This window comes from Bradyrhizobium sp. USDA 3650 (genome assembly GCF_054057395.1).
Genome location: NZ_JBSRZG010000001.1, coordinates 2,744,066 through 2,760,897, shown reverse-complemented (window position 1 = coordinate 2,760,897; position 16,832 = coordinate 2,744,066). Strand labels below are relative to the sequence as shown.

Genomic DNA, 16,832 nt, shown 5'->3' with positions numbered 1-16,832 from the left:
TGATCGAATCGGGAAACGAAGGCTGATCGCTTTGGCGATCCGGCCTAGACTGATCACGCATTTGAAGAGAACGCGACCTCTCCATGAGCAGCAACGACGACGTTCACAAGGTTCGCGAGTTCGAACATCCCGGCCAGGGACGGAAGCGCGCCAAATCCACGCCCAAGGGACGGCAGGTCGATCCCGCCGCCGCGCACGAGATCGAGCAGATGCTCGGCGATCGGCCGCGGCGTCGCGATCTCTTGATCGAATATCTGCATCTGATCCAGGACAAGTACCGCCAGATCTCTGCCGCGCATCTCGCCGCGCTCGCCGACGAGATGAAGCTCGCGTTCGCCGAGGTGTTCGAGACTGCAACCTTCTACGCGCATTTCGACGTGGTGAAGGAAGGCGAGCCCGAAATCGCGCCGCTGACGATCCGCGTCTGCGATTCGCTGACCTGCGCGATGCTCGGCGGAGAGAAGCTGCTCGCCGATTTGCAGGACGCGTCGGGCCCCGGCATCCGCGTGGTACGCGCGCCCTGCGTCGGCCGCTGCGATACGGCGCCCGCCGCGGAAGTCGGACACAACTTTGTTGACCATGCGACGGTGGCCAATGTCACGGCGGCGGTGAAGGCTGGCGACACCCACGCGCATCTGCCCGAATATATCGGCTATGAGGCCTATGTCGCCGGCGGCGGCTACAAGCTGCTCAATCGCCTGCGCTCGGGGGAACTGGCGACGGACGACCTGCTGAAGACACTCGATGACGCCTCGTTGCGCGGTCTCGGCGGCGCCGGATTCCCGACGGGACGTAAATGGCGCGCGGTGCTGGGCGAGCCCGGTCCCCGGCTGATGGCGATCAACGGCGACGAGGGCGAGCCCGGCACGTTCAAGGACCGCGTCTATCTCGAGAGCGATCCGCACCGCTTCCTCGAGGGCATGCTGATCGGCGCCCATGTGGTGCAGGCCTCGGATATCTACATCTACCTGCGCGACGAATATCCGGCATCGCGCGAAATCCTCGAACGCGAGATCGCAAAGCTCCCGCCGGGCGGTCCGACGCTGCACATGCGCCGCGGCGCCGGCGCCTATATCTGCGGCGAGGAATCCTCGCTGCTGGAAAGCATCGAGGGCAAGCGCGGCCTGCCCAGGCACAAGCCGCCTTATCCATTCCAGGTTGGCCTGTTCGGCCTGCCGACGTTGATCAACAACATCGAGACCTTGTGGTGGGTGCGCGACATCGTCGAGAAGGGCGCCGATTGGTGGAAGGGCCACGGCCGCCATGAGCGGCACGGCCTGCGCAGTTTCTCGGTCTCGGGCCGCGTCAAGAATCCCGGCATGAAGCTCGCGCCTGCTGGCATCACCGTGCGCGAGCTGATCGACGAATATTGCGGCGGCATGGCCGATGGCCATCAGTTCTATGCGTACCTGCCGGGTGGTGCGTCCGGCGGCATCCTGCCGGCGGCGATGGACGACATCCCGCTCGATTTCGGCACGCTTGAAAAATACGGCTGCTTCATCGGCTCTGCCGCGATCGTGATCCTGTCGCAACAGGACAGCGTGCGCGCGGCCGCGTTGAACCTGATGAAGTTCTTCGAGGACGAGAGCTGCGGCCAATGCACGCCGTGTCGCGTCGGAACCCAGAAGGCCGCGCTGCTGATGCAGCAACCGGTCTGGAACCGCGCTCTCCTGGACGAATTGAGCCAGGCGATGCGCGATGCCTCGATCTGCGGGCTTGGACAGGCGGCATCGAATCCGCTGTCCACTGTGATCAAATATTTCCCTGACGAGTTCAAGGAAGCGGCCGAATGACGAAGATTACGTTCGAGCTCGACGGCAAGCAGGTCGAGGCCAATGCAGGCGAGACGATCTGGCAAGTCGCAAAACGTCAGGGCCGCGAGATTCCGCATCTGTGCTATTCGCCCGCGCCGGATTATCGCCCCGACGGCAATTGCCGCGCCTGCATGGTCGAGATCGAGGGCGAGCGTGTGCTCGCGGCGTCCTGCAAGCGCACGCCGTCGGTCGGCATGAAGGTGAAGACCGAATCCGCGCGGGCTGTATCGGCGCAGAAGATGGTGATGGAGCTGCTGGTCGCCGATCAGCCGGCGCGCGAGACCTCGCACGATCCGGACTCCAAGTTCTGGCATTGGGCCGAAACCACGGGCGTCACCGAAAGCCGCTTCCCCGCCGCCGAGCGTTGGGCGACCGACGCCAGCCATCCGGCGATGCGCGTCAATCTCGATGCCTGCATCCAGTGCGGCCTGTGCGTGCGCGCCTGCCGCGAGGTCCAGGTCAACGACGTCATCGGCATGGCCTATCGCAGCCACGGCTCGAAAATCGTGTTCGATTTCGACGATCCCATGGGCGAGTCCACCTGCGTTGCCTGCGGCGAATGCGTGCAGGCCTGTCCGACCGGAGCGCTGATGCCGGCCGTGATGCTCGACGAGGCGCAGACCCGTGTCGTCTATGCCGACAAGAAGGTGGATTCGCTCTGCCCGTTCTGCGGCGTCGGCTGCCAGGTGACCTATGAGGTCAAAGACGAGAAGGTGATCTATGCCGAGGGCCGCGATGGCCCGGCCAACCGCAACCGTCTCTGCGTCAAGGGCCGCTTCGGCTTCGACTACATCCACCATCCGCATCGCCTGACCAAGCCGCTGGTTCGGCTGCCGAACGCGAAGAAGGATTCCAACGACCAGGTCGATCCGGCCAATCCGTTCACGCATTTCCGCGAAGCGAGCTGGGAAGAAGCTCTCGACATCGCGGCCAAGGGCCTCGTCAAGATCCGCGACGAGAAGGGCGTGAAGGCGCTGGCCGGCTTCGGTTCGGCGAAGGGTTCGAACGAGGAGGCCTATCTGTTCCAGAAGCTGGTGCGCACCGGCTTCGGCTCCAACAACGTCGACCATTGCACCCGTCTGTGCCACGCCTCGTCGGTCGCGGCGCTGTTCGAAGGCCTGAGCTCGGGCGCGGTGTCGGCGCCGTTCTCGGCTGCGATGGACGCCGAAGTCATCATCGTGATCGGCGCCAACCCGACCGTGAATCATCCGGTCGCCGCGACCTTCATCAAGAACGCGGTCAAGCAGAACGGCGCAAAGCTGTTCGTCATGGACCCGCGGCGGCAGACGCTGTCGCGCCACGCGACCAAGCATCTGCAGTTCAAGCCGGGCTCCGACGTCGCCATGCTGAACGCGATGATCCACACGATCATCACGGAAGGTTTGACCGACGACCAATACATCGCCGGCTACACCGAGGGGTTCGAGGACCTCAAAGAGAAGATCAAGGAGTTCACGCCGGAGAAGATGGAGCCGATCTGCGGTATCCCGGCGCAGACCCTGCGTGAGGTCGCGCGAACCTATGCGCGGGCAAAATCGTCGATCATCTTCTGGGGCATGGGCATCAGCCAGCATGTCCACGGCACCGACAATGCGCGCTGCCTGATTGCGCTGGCGCTGATCACCGGCCAGGTCGGTCGCCCCGGCACCGGCCTGCATCCGCTGCGCGGCCAGAACAACGTGCAGGGCGCCTCCGATGCCGGTCTGATCCCGATGTTCCTGCCGGACTATCAGCCGGTTGGCCGCGACGACATGCGCGGTGCGTTCGAGAAGCTGTGGGGCCAGGATCTCGATCCCGTGCGCGGTCTGACCGTGGTCGAGATCATGAACGCGATCCACGCTGGCGAGATAAAGGGCATGTATATCGAGGGCGAAAACCCCGCGATGTCCGACCCCGATCTCCAGCATGCGCGCCAGGCGCTTGCCATGCTCGATCATCTCGTGGTGCAGGATCTCTTCGTCACCGAGACCGCGTTCCACGCCGACGTCATCCTGCCGGCCTCGGCGTTTGCCGAAAAGGAAGGCTCCTTCACCAACACCGATCGCCGCGTGCAGCTCGCGCGCCAGGTGATCAAGCCGCCGGGCGATGCGCGGCAGGATCTCTGGATCATCCAGGAGATCGGCAAGCGCATGGGCCTGCCGTGGAATTATGCCGGTCCCGGCGATGTCTTCACCGAGATGGCAGAGCTGATGCCGTCGTTGAAGAACATCACCTGGGAGCGGCTGGTCCGCGAGGGCGCGGTCACCTATCCTGTCGATGGTCCCGACATGCCCGGCAACGAGATCATCTTCACCACGGGCTTCCCGACCGCGAGCGGCCGCGGCAAGATCGTGCCGGCTCACGTCATCCCGCCGGACGAGATCCCCGACGCCGAATATCCGATGGTGCTCTCGACCGGCCGCGTGCTGGAGCATTGGCACACCGGCTCCATGACCCGGCGCGCGCAGGTGCTCGACCAGATCGAACCCGAGGCGGTCGCGTTCATGTCGCCAAAGGACATGCACAGGAAGAAGCTAGCGCCCGGCGATTTCATCCGGCTCGAGACCCGCCGCGGCGCGGTCGAGGTCAAGGTCCGCTCCGACCGCGACGTTCCGGAGAATATGGTCTTCATGCCGTTCTGCTACGCGGAAGCGGCGGCGAATTTGTTGACCAACCCGGCGCTCGATCCGTTCGGCAAGATCCCGGAGTTCAAGTTCTGCGCGGCGAGAGCCGAGCGCGCCGAAATGCGGGACGCGGCGGAGTAGGGCTGCGGCGGTCGCCGGCTATTTGGCGGCACAATGCCTCCAAATATGCGGCGTCGTCCCGGCGAAGGCCGGGACCCATACCGCGAGGTGTCTCCTTAGCGGATGGTGGGCGTACCGAACGACGAGTTTTCACCAAACTCCTGCCTGTGGTTATGGGTCCCGGCCTTCGCCGGGACGACGCTGAGGCTGTGGTGTATGCGTCCACCCGTGTTGCCGTCCCTTCGCTCCTCGCAATGGCGGTGGTAAACATCGTCCATGTCCAAAGCCACCCCAGCCACACGCGCGCTCACAGCCGCCGGTGTTGCCTTCACCGTCCACGCTTACGACTATGATCCCGATGCCGAGAGCATCGGCCTCCAGGCGGCTGCTGCGCTTGGCGAAGACCCCGCGCGCGTCTTGAAGACGCTGATGGCGCTCGTCGATGGCAAGCCGGTCTGCGTGATCGTCCCATCCGACCAGGAAGTCTCGATGAAGAAGCTCGCCGCTGCTTTCAGCGGCAAGTCGGCGCAGATGATGAAGCTACCGGAGGCCGAGCGCCTCACCGGCTACAAGGTTGGCGGCATCAGCCCATTCGGGCAGCGAAAGCCCGTGCGCATCGTGATCGAGCAGAGCGCGCTCGCACATGACTATGTGTACGTGAATGGCGGCCAGCGCGGACTGCAGGTGCGGCTCAGTCCGGCCGATGTGCGGGACGTGTTGAAGGCGATCGTCGCGGAACTGGTCGCCTGAGCGCCGCGCTCTACTACTGCTTTTGCAACAGCTTCAGCCGGCAGCGCAGCGCTTCGCGGATGTGTGTGCGCGCGAGCTGCTCCGCTTTGCCGCCGTCGCGAGCCGCGATGGCTTCGATGATGGCCTGGTGCTCACCGTGGCTGGTCGAGGGGCGGCCCGATACCGTGAACGTGGTTGGACCGAGCAGGGCGATCCAGTCCTGCAATTCGCGCGAAGCGTTGTCGAGATAGCGGTTGCGCGCGGCGCGGCAGATCGCTTCGTGGAAGGCGCGGTTGAGTCTTGCCATGTCTCCTGCCATCTCGGTCGCGTCGGCCTCGGACGCTTCGACAAAGGCCTGCTCGATATCCCTGAGTGCATCGATCTCGGGCGCCGAGGCGTGCTCGGCCGCAAGTCGGGCGGCGGCGCCCTCCATGATCTCGCGCATGGCGTAGAGCTCGAGCACCTCCGAGATGTCGAGGTTGCGCACAATCAGGCCGCGGCCGCCGGCAGGTTCGACGAACCCGCGGGCCGCAAGTCGCCCGAGAGCCTCCCGCACCGGGGTGCGGCTGACCTTCAGCCGCTGGGCGACCTCCTCCTCGCGCAGGCGGTCGCCGGCGCGGTAGCTGCCGGCCTGCAACGCCTCGCAGAGCGAGCGGAACACGGCTTCGCCCAGTGCCACGCCGCCGCCGCGCGCGATCGAGCCGCCTACCTTTGTCGGACGTCTTGCCATCCATCCTCGTGGGCTCGCGCATCCTGCCCATGCAGCGATGGCGCTTGCCGGACGTTTGTATAGCTTTGTATACAAAGGTGCGCAATGATCCCGGATTGACCGAGGCTGCTGGCGGGCAGAATGTTTCCAACTTCGTCGCACGGGCAGACGGCATGAGCAGCAAATACGATGTGCTGGTGATCGGCGGCGGCAACGCGGCGCTGTGTGCGGCGATCAGTGCGCGACGCGGTGGGGCGTCCGTGATGGTGCTCGAAGGTGCGCCAAAATTCTATCGCGGCGGCAACACGCGCCACACCCGCAACATGCGTTGCGCCCATGACGAGGCGACCGAAATCCTCACCGGCCCCTACACCGAGGAAGAGTTTTGGGAGGATCTCCTGCGCGTCACCGGCGGCCAGACCGACGAGGTGCTCGCCCGGCACATGATACGGGAGTCCAAGGACATCTTGAACTGGATCGTCGAGCAGGGCGTGCGCTGGCAGCCCTCGCTTGGCGGCACGCTGAGCCTCGGTCGCACCAACTCCTTCTTTCTCGGTGGCGGCCGCGCGATGTTGAACGCACTTTATCTCACCGCCGAGAAGCTCGGCGTCGACGTCGAATACGACGCCGAGGTCACCGACCTCGTGATCGAGGACGGCATGTTTCTCGCTGCTCGCCTCAAGCGGCCGATCAAGGGCGATACCGAGATACGCGCGACATCGCTGGTCGCCGCGGCCGGCGGGTTCGAGGCCAACATCGAATGGCTGAAGCAATATTGGGGCGAGGCCGCCGACAATTTTCTGATCCGCGGCACGCCCTATAACCGCGGCTCAATCCTGAAGATGCTGCTCGCCAGGGGCGTGCAGGAGGTCGGCGACCCCACCCAGTGCCATGCGGTCGCGATCGACGCGCGCGCGCCGAAATTCGACGGCGGCATCATCACGCGGCACGATTCCGTCGTGTTTGGCATCGTCGTCAACAAGCTGGCGCAGCGCTTCTATGATGAAGGTGAGGACATCTGGCCGAAGCGTTACGCGATCTGGGGCCGGCTGGTGGCCGCGCAGCCCGACCAGATCGCCTACATCATCTTCGATTCCACCGTGGTCACGAGCTTCATGCCGACGCTGTTCCCGCCGATCGCAGGGCAGACGATTGCCGAGCTTGCGGGCAAGCTCGAGCTCGATTCGGCTGCGCTGGAAAAGACGATTACCGAATTCAATGCCGCGGTGCAGCCCGGCACCTTCGACCACACCATTCTGGACGATTGCCGCACCGAAGGCATCACGCCGCCGAAGACGCATTGGGCACGGCGGATCGAGACGCCGCCCTACCTAGCCTATCCGGTGCGGCCCGGCATCACCTTCACCTATCTCGGCACGCGCGTGACCAGGGAAGCGCGCATGCTGATGGCTGACGGCAAGCCGTCGGCCAACATGTTCGCCGCCGGCGAGATCATGGCCGGCAACGTGCTCGGCAAGGGCTATGCTGCCGGCATGGGCATGACCATCGGAAGCGTGTTCGGACGGATTGCAGGACGGGAAGCGGCACGCCACGCGAAGAACTAGGACGAAGAAAAGACACGAGGGAGGAACCATGTCACGCATTGCCATCGCTTCGATCGCGGCGCTGCTAATCGTCGGCCACGCCCAGGCGGCCGAGCCGATCACGCTGCGAGACATGGGTTCGTTCCATGTCGGCGGCCGCCTCGTCGAAATCTCCGGCAAGCCGGTGAGGGAGGTCGTGTTCGCGCCCGGTGGGGTGCCGGCCAAGGTCGATCCCAACGGCACGTATCAGGTCGAGCAGATGTACGTGCAATATTTTCTGCCGGCTAACGAGAAGGGTGCCTATCCCTTGCTGATGTGGCACGGCGGCGGATTGACGGGCGTCACCTACGAGACCACGCCGGACGGACGCGAAGGCTGGCTGAATTATTTTCTGCGCAAGGGGTGGGCAGTTTATAATTCCGACGCGGTAGAGCGCGGACGCGCGGGCTGGGCGCAGTACCCCGATATTTTCAAGAGCGAGCCGGTCTTCCTGACCACGGCCAACCCGTTCGAGCGTTTCCGCATCGGCGATGGACCGAACTCATACGATCCCGATCCCGCCAAGCGAAGATTGTTGCCGGGCAACCAGTTCCCCGTCGAGGGTTACGAGAATTTCGTCAAGCAGAACGTGCCGCGCTGGACCACGACCGACGATGCGACCATCGCCGCCTATATCGCCGAGATCGATCGCGTCGGCCCCTCGGTGCTTCTGTTCCACAGCCAAGCCGGCACCTTCGGCTTCAAGGTCGCGCAAGCCCGTCCCGACAAGGTCAAGGCGCTGATTGCGATCGAGCCGGCAGGCATCGGCGATCCCGCCAAGGCGGATGTGCTGAAGAACATCCCGACCCTCATCATCTACGGCGACTATATCGAGCGCGATTCGCGCTGGCCCAAGATCCGCGCTAATGGCATCGCCTTTGCGGACGCCATCAAGGCGGCCGGGGGCAGCGTCGACATCATCGATCTCCCGCAGGCCGGCATCAAGGGCAATTCGCATATGGTGATGATGGACAAGAACAACCTCGAGGTCGCAGCCCTGATCCAGAAATGGCTCGAGGGCAAAGGTCTGACGAAGTAAAGCCATGCACGGAACCAGAATTTTGGACGAAGCCGACCGCCTGATGACGGTCTGCAATTCCTGCCGTTACTGCGAGGGTCTTTGCGCGGTGTTTCCCGCCATGGAGATGCGGCGCGCCTTCTCCGACGGCGACCTCAATTATCTCGCCAATCTCTGCCATGGCTGCGGCGCCTGCTACGTCGACTGCCAGTTCTCGCCGCCGCACGAATTCGACGTCAACGTCCCGCAGACGCTGGCGATCGCGCGCGCGGAATCCTATGCGGCCTATGCCTGGCCGCACGCGCTGTCCGGTGCCTTCGCGCGTAATGGTCTCGTCATCAGCATCGTCGCCGCGCTCAGCATGGCCGCCTTCATCCTCGGCTTTGCGGCCCTGAACGACCGCAGCGTGCTGTTTGGCGTGCACACGGGCCCCGGCGCGTTCTACAAGTTGATGCCGCACAACGCGATGGCGGCGTTGTTCAGCGCCGCCTTCCTCTATGCGATCTTCGCGCTGGTGATGAGCGTGCGTGCGTTCTGGCGGGATATCGGCCCGCCGATCGGCGGCCGTGCGGACGGCGGCTCCATCTTTCAGGCGATACGCGACGCTGGTGAGCTGCGCTATCTTCATGGTGGCGGCGCCGGCTGCTACAATGAGGATGACAAGCCGACCGACCGGCGCAAGCTTTTCCATCACCTGACCTTCTACGGCTTCCTGCTCTGCTTCGCCGCGACCTCGGTCGCCACGCTGTATCACTATCCGCTCGGCCGCGAGGCGCCGTATCCGTGGTGGGATCTGCCGGTGGTTCTCGGCACGCTCGGTGGCATCGGCCTGATCATCGGGCCGATCGGCCTGTTCGCCGCCAAGATGCGGCGCGATCCGGCGCTGCTCGACGAGCAGCGCTACGGCATGGATGTCGGCTTCATCGCCATGCTGTTCCTCGCCGGCTTCACCGGCATGCTGCTTCTGCTCTTGCGGGAGACCGCTGCCATGGGACCGCTGCTTGCGTTGCATTTGGGGGCAGTGTTCGCGCTGTTCATCACCATGCCCTACGGCAAGTTCGTGCACGGCATCTATCGCTTCGCGGCGTTGGTGCGTTATGCGCAGGAGCGCCGCGGAGAAGGCAGTTCTTGAGATTCAGACTTGCGGAAGCGGGTTTCGCGCACGTGAGCGGTAGAGAGAAGAAGTTCGGCATCCCGGTAAGGAGGTTCGGGCGGCGCGTGAGCGCCGCAGTCGCCCTTGAAAAATGCTATCAAAGGTTCTATTTTGATAGCATTGCAGTCAGTTTCCGGAGGATGCCATCATGGCCGCCGTCACCATCCGCAACCTTTCCGAGGAGGCGCATCGCGCCTTGAAAGTCCGCGCGGCGCAGCACAATCGCAGTGCGGAAGCGGAAATGCGCGCCATTCTGGAGGCCGCAGTGCGTCCCGAGGGCCGGCTGCGGCTTGGCACCGCTCTTTCGGAGATGAGCCGGAAGATCGGCCTCACCAATGCCGACGTCGAGGCACTTGAACTTGGCCGCGACGCGCGTCCCGCTGAGCCGGTGCGCTTCGAATGATCCTGCTCGATACCAATGTGGTCTCCGAGGCTATGAAGCCCGAACCGCATCCATCGGTCCGCGACTGGCTCGACGCCCAGGCGGCCGAGACGCTGTTTCTCTCCAGCGTCACCATTGCCGAACTGTTGTTCGGGATCAGCGCGTTGCCGCGCGGCAAGCGTAGGGACAGGCTGGCAGCTGCGCTTGACGGCGTGCTGGACCTGTTCGCGGCCCGCATTCTGCCCTTCGATACCGCCGCGGCGCGGCGCTATGCCGATCTCGCCGTCAAGGCGCGCGCGGCCGGGAAAGGCTTCCCCACGCCCGATGGCTATATCGCCGCGATCGCCGCCGCGCACGGGTTCGCAGTGGCATCGCGCGACACGAGTGCGTTCAAGGCTGCCGGTCTGACTATAATCGATCCCTGGACCGTGACCACCTGACGGGGGCGGGCGCATCACGTTCTGCGAAATCGGTGATCGCCGGGTGGATCTCGCGAGCGCTGCAATCGGCTTCCTGCGGCTCGCATAGTCGATGTTGAGTGTCGCGAACCCGGTCGCCTGGAGTGCCCGCTCAAGACGTTTCAGGGTGCGGAGGTGCGGGCGATGCCATGGAGCAGTACCACTCCCGGGCATCGCGCGCTGCCCATGTCAGGCGCCTTGGACATCTCTCTTAGGCAACCTCGCGCTCCGCGCTTGAGGCCTGCTCCCGGGCCATCGTGGTTGCGGTGACGTAGTCGGTCTTGCCGGTGCCGAGCAGTGGCACCTTGTCCACCACCATGATCGCCGCGGGAACGGTCAGCTCGGATGCGCCGATCGCCTTGGCCTGGCCCTGCATCGCACTGCGCTCGGCGTTCTTTTCCGTTGTCAGCAGCACGATACGCTCGCCCTTGCGCGGATCCGGGATCGACACCGCGACCGATGCGGCCTGCGGCCACAGGGTCGTCGCGATGTTCTCGACCGCGGACAGCGAGACCATTTCGCCGGCGATCTTGGCAAAGCGTTTGGCGCGGCCCTTGATGGTGATGAAGCCGGCGGCGTCGATCGCCACGATGTCGCCGGTGTCGTGCCAGCCCTCGGCGAGCGGTTCGAGCACGCCGGGATTTTCGGCCCGCAAGTATCCGAGCATCACGTTCGGTCCGCGCACCGACAGGCGGCCGCCTTCCTCAATGCCGGGGACCGGGTCGAGGCGGCTTTCCATCAGCGGCGACAGGCGGCCGACCGTGCCGGGGCGGTTGGCCATCGGCGTGTTCATCGCCAGCACCGGCGCGGTCTCGGTCACGCCGTAGCCCTCGAGGATGCGGATGCCGTAGCGTTCCATGAAGACCTGCCGGGTGCGATCCTTGACCGCTTCGGCGCCGGCGATCACCAGGCGCAGGGTGCGGAAGTCATAGGCATGCGCCGAGCGGGCGTAGCCGGTGAGAAACGTGTCGGTGCCGAACAGGATCGTGGCGCCGGTCTGGTAGATCAGCTCGGGCACGATCCGATAGTGCAGCGGCGAGGGGTACATGTAGATCGGAATGCCCGCGAGCAGTGGCATCATCATTCCCCCGGTCAGCCCGAAGGAGTGGAACACCGGCAGCACGTTGAACACCTTGTCATTGGCGTTGGCATCGACCCGCGCCAGCGCCTGTGCGGCGTTCGCAAGGATGTTGCGGTGGGACAGCACAACGCCCTTGGGCGTGCCTTCCGAGCCCGACGTGAACAGCACGACGGCCGGATCGCTCGCCTGGCGGACGACGCGCGGCGTAGTCCCGGCGAGCAGACCCTTGATCTTGTCGGCCGTGCCGATCGAGGCGCGGACATCCTCGAGATAGACGACGCGAACTTCCGCGGAGATCGCGGCCATCAGCTTGTCGAGCTTGCCCTTCTCGATGAAGGCCTTGGACGTCAGCACGGTCTTCACCTGTGCGGCCTTCATGGCGGCGAGGACGTTGACCGGGCCGGCCGAGAAGTTGAGCATCGCCGGCACCCGGCCGATGTTTTGCAACGCCATGAAGACGACGGCGACGCCTGCGGAATTCGGCAGCAGCACGCCGACATTCTCACCGATAGCGGTGCCGTTCTCCAGCTTCCGGCTCAAGACCTGCGCGCCCAGGATGAGCTTGCGATAGGTCAGCTTGGTGCCGAGCGCGTCCTCGATGATGACCTTGCCGGTGTCGCGGTCGCGGTAAGCGTGTCCGAGCGCCTCGAACAGGGTGTGATCGAGCATGGCGTTCTTCACCATGGCGTCGATCATCACGTCCTGAAGTGCCGCGCCCGCGGCATTGCGGCGCGACTTGCCCTTGAGCGACGGATCGACCGGAAGCTTGACGGGCGGCAGGATGGTGACGGTCACCCGCGGAAACCACGTGCGCTTGATCTGGCTGCCGTTGAGATAGCTGAGATGCGAGCGTTGGGCGCCTTCGATGCGGATCGGGACGACGACCGCGTCGGCCTTGTCCGCGATCATCGCGGTGCCGTCATAGACTTTCATCAGCGAGCCGGAGACGGTGATGCGTCCTTCCGGGAAGATCACCACCGGCTCTCCGGCGGCGACGAGCTTGATGAGGTCGCGCGCGGCCAGCGGCTTGCTGGGGTCCATGGTGTAGTGCTTGACCACGCGCAGGAACGGCTTGGCCCACCAGGCCTTGGCGATGCCGGTATCAACAGCGAAGCTCGCGTCGATCGGCAGCACGGCGTGCAGCAGCGGGCCGTCGATCAGGCTGACATGATTGGGCGCGATCAGCATGCGCGTGCCAGCAGGCGGCAGGTTCTCCAGCCCGCGGACCTCGGTGCGGAACAGCGCGCGGAACAGCAGCCCGCCAAAGTCGCGCACGCCTTCCTTGCCCCACTTCGTCAGCACGAACCAGACCGCGCCGAAGCTGGCGATTCCGAGGCCAAAGAAGATCCAGCCGATGTGCAATCCGCCGGCCTGCAGCAGCGCGACGAACAGCGAGCCGGCCACCATGAAGGCGGCCTGCAGCACGTTGCCGGCGGCGATGATGCGGGCGCGCTCCGAGGGAGCAGACCAGGCCTGGACGGCGGCGAAGGACGGAACCACGAACAGCCCGCCGCCGAATGCGAAGGCGACGAAATCGAGCAGCATGCGCAGGCCCGCGAACGAGGTCGCGAAGTCGCCCGCGGTGATGTCCTGGCCCTTGGCGGTCACGCCGATCGCCCAGGCGAGGTCGAGGCCGGCAAACCCCATCATGATGGCGCCGATCGGCACCAGCGCGAGGTTTGGGCGAACGTGGCTCAGATTCGCGGCGAACAGCGAGCCGATGGCGATGCCGATTGCGAAGATCGCGAGACACAACGTCACCACGCCCTCGGTGCCGCCGATGACGTCCTTGACCAGTGCCGGCAGCAGTGAGAGCACGATGGCGCCCACCAGCCAGAACCAGGAGACGATCACGGTGCCGTCCCACAGCCGGTGATCGGCGTGCAGCGTCTTCAGCAGGCCGAGCGTCGAGGTCCAGGGATTGGCGTTGACCGGAAGATCGGGTGCAGACGGCGTCGTCGCGGGAATGCGGGAGGCGAAGGCCCAGGACAGCAAGGCCAGCACGACCACGGCCGATGCGACCCAGCCCATATGCGCGGAGCCGGCCACGAACTGGCCGCCGGCAACGGTGCCGAGCAGGATGGCCATGAAGGTCGCGCCTTCGACCAGCGCGTTGCCGGTCGCGAGTTCGCCGAGCTCGAGCTGGTCCGGCAGCATCGAATATTTCACGGGACCGAACAGCGCGGCGATGACGCCGAACAGTGCAAGTGCTGCGAACAGCAGCGGCACCGAGTGCAGGAAGAAGCCGGCCGCGGCAAAGCCCGCGGCAAAGATCTCGGCGAATTTGAGCCGCCTTGCGACGACGGATTTGACGTATTTGTCGGCGAGCTGGCCGCCGAGCCCGGACAGAATGAAATAGGGGAAGATGAAGACGGCGCCTGCGACCGTCACCAGCGCATCGCCGTGGCCGGTCGCGGCACTGTAAAGCAGGATGATGACGAGTGCGTTCTTGAGCACGTTGTCGTTCAGCGCCGAGAAGAATTGCGCCCAGAACAGCGGCGCGAAGCGGCGTGACGACATCAAATCCCTGATCATGACTAGTCCTGTTTTGGAAACGCTGTCTGAGGTTGTTTCATTGTCGGATGGGCGTCGGGACCGGAGGAGATGCGACGGGCATTTGCGGGTTGACGGCGATCGTCCCGGCCTGCTCTGCGCCTTTGCCTTCCGATCCTGTTGGTCTCCGCGTGGCGTGGTTTGGTTCGCAAATGGTTGGTCGCGGCTCTGTCACGCTCCGGCAAGGCGGCGTGCTCGCCTCAGGTGAGATGGGCTAGGCGGCGAAAGGGCGAGAGGCGGCCGAGCAGGCTAATGCGGCGGCCCTCATGACGGGCACGGCCGCGGTTAGCCCGCCACATCCGGAAGGTCGCCCGGCGCTCGGTCAGGACGCCGGCGATGTCGCAGGCATTTGCGATGCGATCGATCGGCCCCGTCGCGAACCGCAGGAGGGCGCGGCCAACTCCGGTCACGAGAGCTATGGCGTCATCGACGAAGGTGGAGGCGATATCAACAGCGAGGGTTTGCATTTTGCAGGTCTCCGGGTTAACTTGAACATTGTTCAAGTGAGTATCCTAAAAATGAACAATGTTCAAGACGAATCGTTGCGAGATCGAAAAAAGTCTCGCCGGCGGCAGCAGATCGTGGAGATCGCTCGCGGTATTATTGCAACTAAGGGATTGAAATCGTTGAAAGTCCGGGACGTTGCGGACGCCGCCGGCTGCTCGGTTGGCAGCGTCTATAACGAGTTCGGTGACTTCGACGGCGTGATCCTGACTGTGAATCGGGAGACTGTTAATGCGCTAACGGTGCGGCTGGGCCAGGTTCCAGCCGAGGATCCGGTTCGCCAGCTCTACGGGCTGGCCGCGACCTATCTCGAATTCTTCGCGGAGCACGCCAATCTGCTGCGCTCGCTGTTCGAACATCGGATGGAGGACGACCGCCCTTACCCCGATGACATCCTTCAGATGGTGATGGACGCCTTCGCGCTGATGCATGCGCCCCTGGTGCGGCTGCTTCCGAATGCAGACGACGTGCAGATCGCGCTGCTGTCACGCACCCTGTTTTCCGCCGTGCACGGGATCATCTCGCTCGGCCTCGAAGAGCGCATGGTGGCCGTACCGTCGCAAATGCTGCGCCAGCAGGTCGAACAATTTCTGGATGCGCATCTCGCGGGGCTCGGGATTCTGCCCATACGATAAAGTGCTGAGCGCTGCTATGCGCTGGCGGACTTGCGTTGCCGAGAGGTGACGACGATGACGTCCGTCGTCCCGTTGTCGACCTGAACACGGTTGCGTCCGTTCTCCTTGGCGCGATAGCAGGCGGCATCCGCGCGCCGCATCGCGTCCTCGAGCGTGGCGTTGCCGTCGGTGATGCAGGCAACGCCGATGCTGGCGGTCACGGCAAAGCAACGATCGTCCCAGGCGAAGACGGATAGCTCGAGCGCCCGGCGCAGCCGTTCGGCGATATCGACGGCGTCGTACGGTGGGCACCGCGGCAGGATCAAGCCGAATTCGTCACCGCCGAGCCGGGCCACCAGGTCATGCGGCCGCCGCTCCTGCTGCAGGAGGCGCGAAATCTGGCGGAGCAGGCGGTCGCCGGCGAGGTGACCGCAGCTGTCGTTGACGTCCTTGAACTGGTCGAGATCGAGCAGGATCAGACCCAGCGAACCCGCCGCGGTGTCATCCAGCTCGCTTTGCAGGCGCGCCTCGAAGGCGCGACGGTTGGACAAGCCGGTCAGCCAATCGTGCGACGCCTGCCAGGCCAGGCGCTCCTTCTCGGCATGCAGGGCATCCTCGAACGCCTGTCGTTGCAGCACCAATCGCCGCGTGTGCCAGATCAGGAGCAGGATCAGCGTCATGGCTGTGACGATATTGACGCCAGTCAGCGTCATCTTGATGGCGCGGGAGCCTTCGCCGAGAACGGTGGAGAACCGCTTGGCGTGCACCGTGAATTGGGTGTTGAGCTCCGAGAGCCGCGACGACAACAATTGCAGGCGCTTGCTGTCCTGAACCGGCCCATTCTTCAACTCTGACCGTATGACCTCGCCGAACACGCTGAGCTCCAGCAGCATGGGGTCGGTGGCAGCCCACTCGCGGATCGCTTCCTTGAGAAAGCTGACCTGTTTGAAGTAGCGAAACAGCCAAATCAGTCCCGGCACGTCATCGGGGTGGTTGCCGCCTTGCAGGAAGCCGATGCGGGCGGCCTCGACGTCGACCGGATCGCGCTCGAGCGCCCAGCGCGCGAACTCGTCGCCGATGGGAACGGCCAGCGAGGTCTGATATTGCGCAAACTGGCTGGCGTCGCCCGAATGCAGATAGAGATTGAGGAAATAGACGGCGTTCTTCTGCGAGCGCGACCACAACGCTTCGCCCGCGACATAGGCGCGGACCGAGGACATCACCTCCAGGCTGAATCCGGCAATCGCGGCCTGCAGCAGAACGACCGTGACGAAAGGCGAGACGAGCTTGATGACGTGAAGGAAGCTGCGTCCCTTCGTTGACGGCGCTGTTCTGCGAAACACTTTGCGTTTCCCCAAGTCGCTCGACGACCCCAGCGGAGCGATCCGCTCATAACGCGGATTACGCGCGAAAGGTGCTTAACTCGACTTGAAAATGCCAGGAGACTGCGTCGCAGGGTGAAGACGTTGTGAAGCGGATGATGGCAGATCGTTGCAAATGCCGTCGAACCG

12 protein-coding genes are annotated in these 16,832 nt (G+C 64.4%); 9 read left to right on the top strand and 3 right to left on the bottom strand.

What is annotated here, in order from left to right; translation table 11 throughout:
* The first annotated feature begins 83 nt into the window (after nt 1–83).
* The 3 genes from ACVIN2_RS12790 (at nt 84) to ybaK (ending at nt 5,287) form a co-directional block, all read left to right on the top strand.
* A complete protein-coding gene (locus tag ACVIN2_RS12790) occupies nt 84–1,793 on the top strand; it encodes an NADH-ubiquinone oxidoreductase-F iron-sulfur binding region domain-containing protein (protein ID WP_456765880.1) in 1,710 nt (569 codons plus the stop codon).
* The gene (fdhF, locus tag ACVIN2_RS12785) at nt 1,790–4,558 is read left to right on the top strand and encodes a formate dehydrogenase subunit alpha (protein WP_456765879.1); all 2,769 of its coding nucleotides are present in this window, start codon (nt 1,790–1,792) and stop codon (nt 4,556–4,558) included. The genes ACVIN2_RS12790 and fdhF overlap by 4 nt, the downstream gene beginning before the upstream one ends.
* Nucleotides 4,559–4,813: 255 nt before the next feature.
* Complete coding sequence (gene ybaK, locus ACVIN2_RS12780; RefSeq protein WP_456765878.1) at nt 4,814–5,287, top strand: Cys-tRNA(Pro) deacylase; 474 nt, start codon at nt 4,814–4,816, stop codon at nt 5,285–5,287.
* Nucleotides 5,288–5,300: 13 nt separating this feature from the next.
* Here ybaK and ACVIN2_RS12775 read toward each other — a convergent pair whose 3' ends face one another.
* Nucleotides 5,301–5,996, bottom strand: coding sequence for a GntR family transcriptional regulator (locus tag ACVIN2_RS12775; protein ID WP_456765877.1), 696 nt, complete (start codon nt 5,994–5,996; stop codon nt 5,301–5,303).
* Nucleotides 5,997–6,148: 152 nt separating this feature from the next.
* On the opposite strand from ACVIN2_RS12775, the gene tcuA reads away from it, so the two are divergent.
* The 5 genes from tcuA to ACVIN2_RS12750 all read left to right on the top strand — a co-directional run bounded on the left by tcuA (nt 6,149) and on the right by ACVIN2_RS12750 (nt 10,551).
* Complete coding sequence (gene tcuA / locus ACVIN2_RS12770; protein WP_456765876.1) at nt 6,149–7,540, top strand: FAD-dependent tricarballylate dehydrogenase TcuA; 1,392 nt, start codon at nt 6,149–6,151, stop codon at nt 7,538–7,540.
* Between the two features lie 28 nt (nt 7,541–7,568).
* Entirely contained in the window at nt 7,569–8,597 is a 1,029-nt protein-coding gene (locus ACVIN2_RS12765) for an esterase (RefSeq protein WP_456765875.1), read from the top strand.
* Nucleotides 8,598–8,601: 4 nt separating this feature from the next.
* Nucleotides 8,602–9,708, top strand: a complete 1,107-nt coding sequence (tcuB, locus tag ACVIN2_RS12760) for a tricarballylate utilization 4Fe-4S protein TcuB (protein WP_456765874.1) — start codon at nt 8,602–8,604, stop codon at nt 9,706–9,708.
* Between the two features lie 169 nt (nt 9,709–9,877).
* Nucleotides 9,878–10,132, top strand: coding sequence for a FitA-like ribbon-helix-helix domain-containing protein (locus ACVIN2_RS12755; RefSeq protein ID WP_456765873.1), 255 nt, complete (start codon nt 9,878–9,880; stop codon nt 10,130–10,132).
* Nucleotides 10,129–10,551 carry a PIN domain-containing protein gene (locus tag ACVIN2_RS12750; protein ID WP_456765872.1) on the top strand — a complete coding sequence of 141 codons (423 nt, stop codon included), beginning with the start codon at nt 10,129–10,131 and terminating at the stop codon, nt 10,549–10,551. The genes ACVIN2_RS12755 and ACVIN2_RS12750 overlap by 4 nt, the downstream gene beginning before the upstream one ends.
* Before the next feature lie 229 nt (nt 10,552–10,780).
* On the opposite strand, the gene ACVIN2_RS12745 is transcribed toward ACVIN2_RS12750, so the two are convergent.
* Nucleotides 10,781–14,185, bottom strand: a complete 3,405-nt coding sequence (locus ACVIN2_RS12745; protein ID WP_456765871.1) for an acyl-[ACP]--phospholipid O-acyltransferase — start codon at nt 14,183–14,185, stop codon at nt 10,781–10,783.
* 536 nt (nt 14,186–14,721) lie between these two features.
* Here ACVIN2_RS12745 and ACVIN2_RS12740 point away from each other — a divergent pair.
* Nucleotides 14,722–15,342: a TetR/AcrR family transcriptional regulator gene (locus tag ACVIN2_RS12740; protein WP_456769706.1), complete on the top strand. Its 621-nt coding sequence runs from the start codon at nt 14,722–14,724 to the stop codon at nt 15,340–15,342.
* A 14-nt stretch (nt 15,343–15,356) separates the two neighbouring features.
* On the opposite strand, the gene ACVIN2_RS12735 is transcribed toward ACVIN2_RS12740, so the two are convergent.
* Nucleotides 15,357–16,664: a GGDEF domain-containing protein gene (locus ACVIN2_RS12735; RefSeq protein ID WP_456765870.1), complete on the bottom strand. Its 1,308-nt coding sequence runs from the start codon at nt 16,662–16,664 to the stop codon at nt 15,357–15,359.
* Between the last annotated feature and the right edge of the window lie 168 nt (nt 16,665–16,832).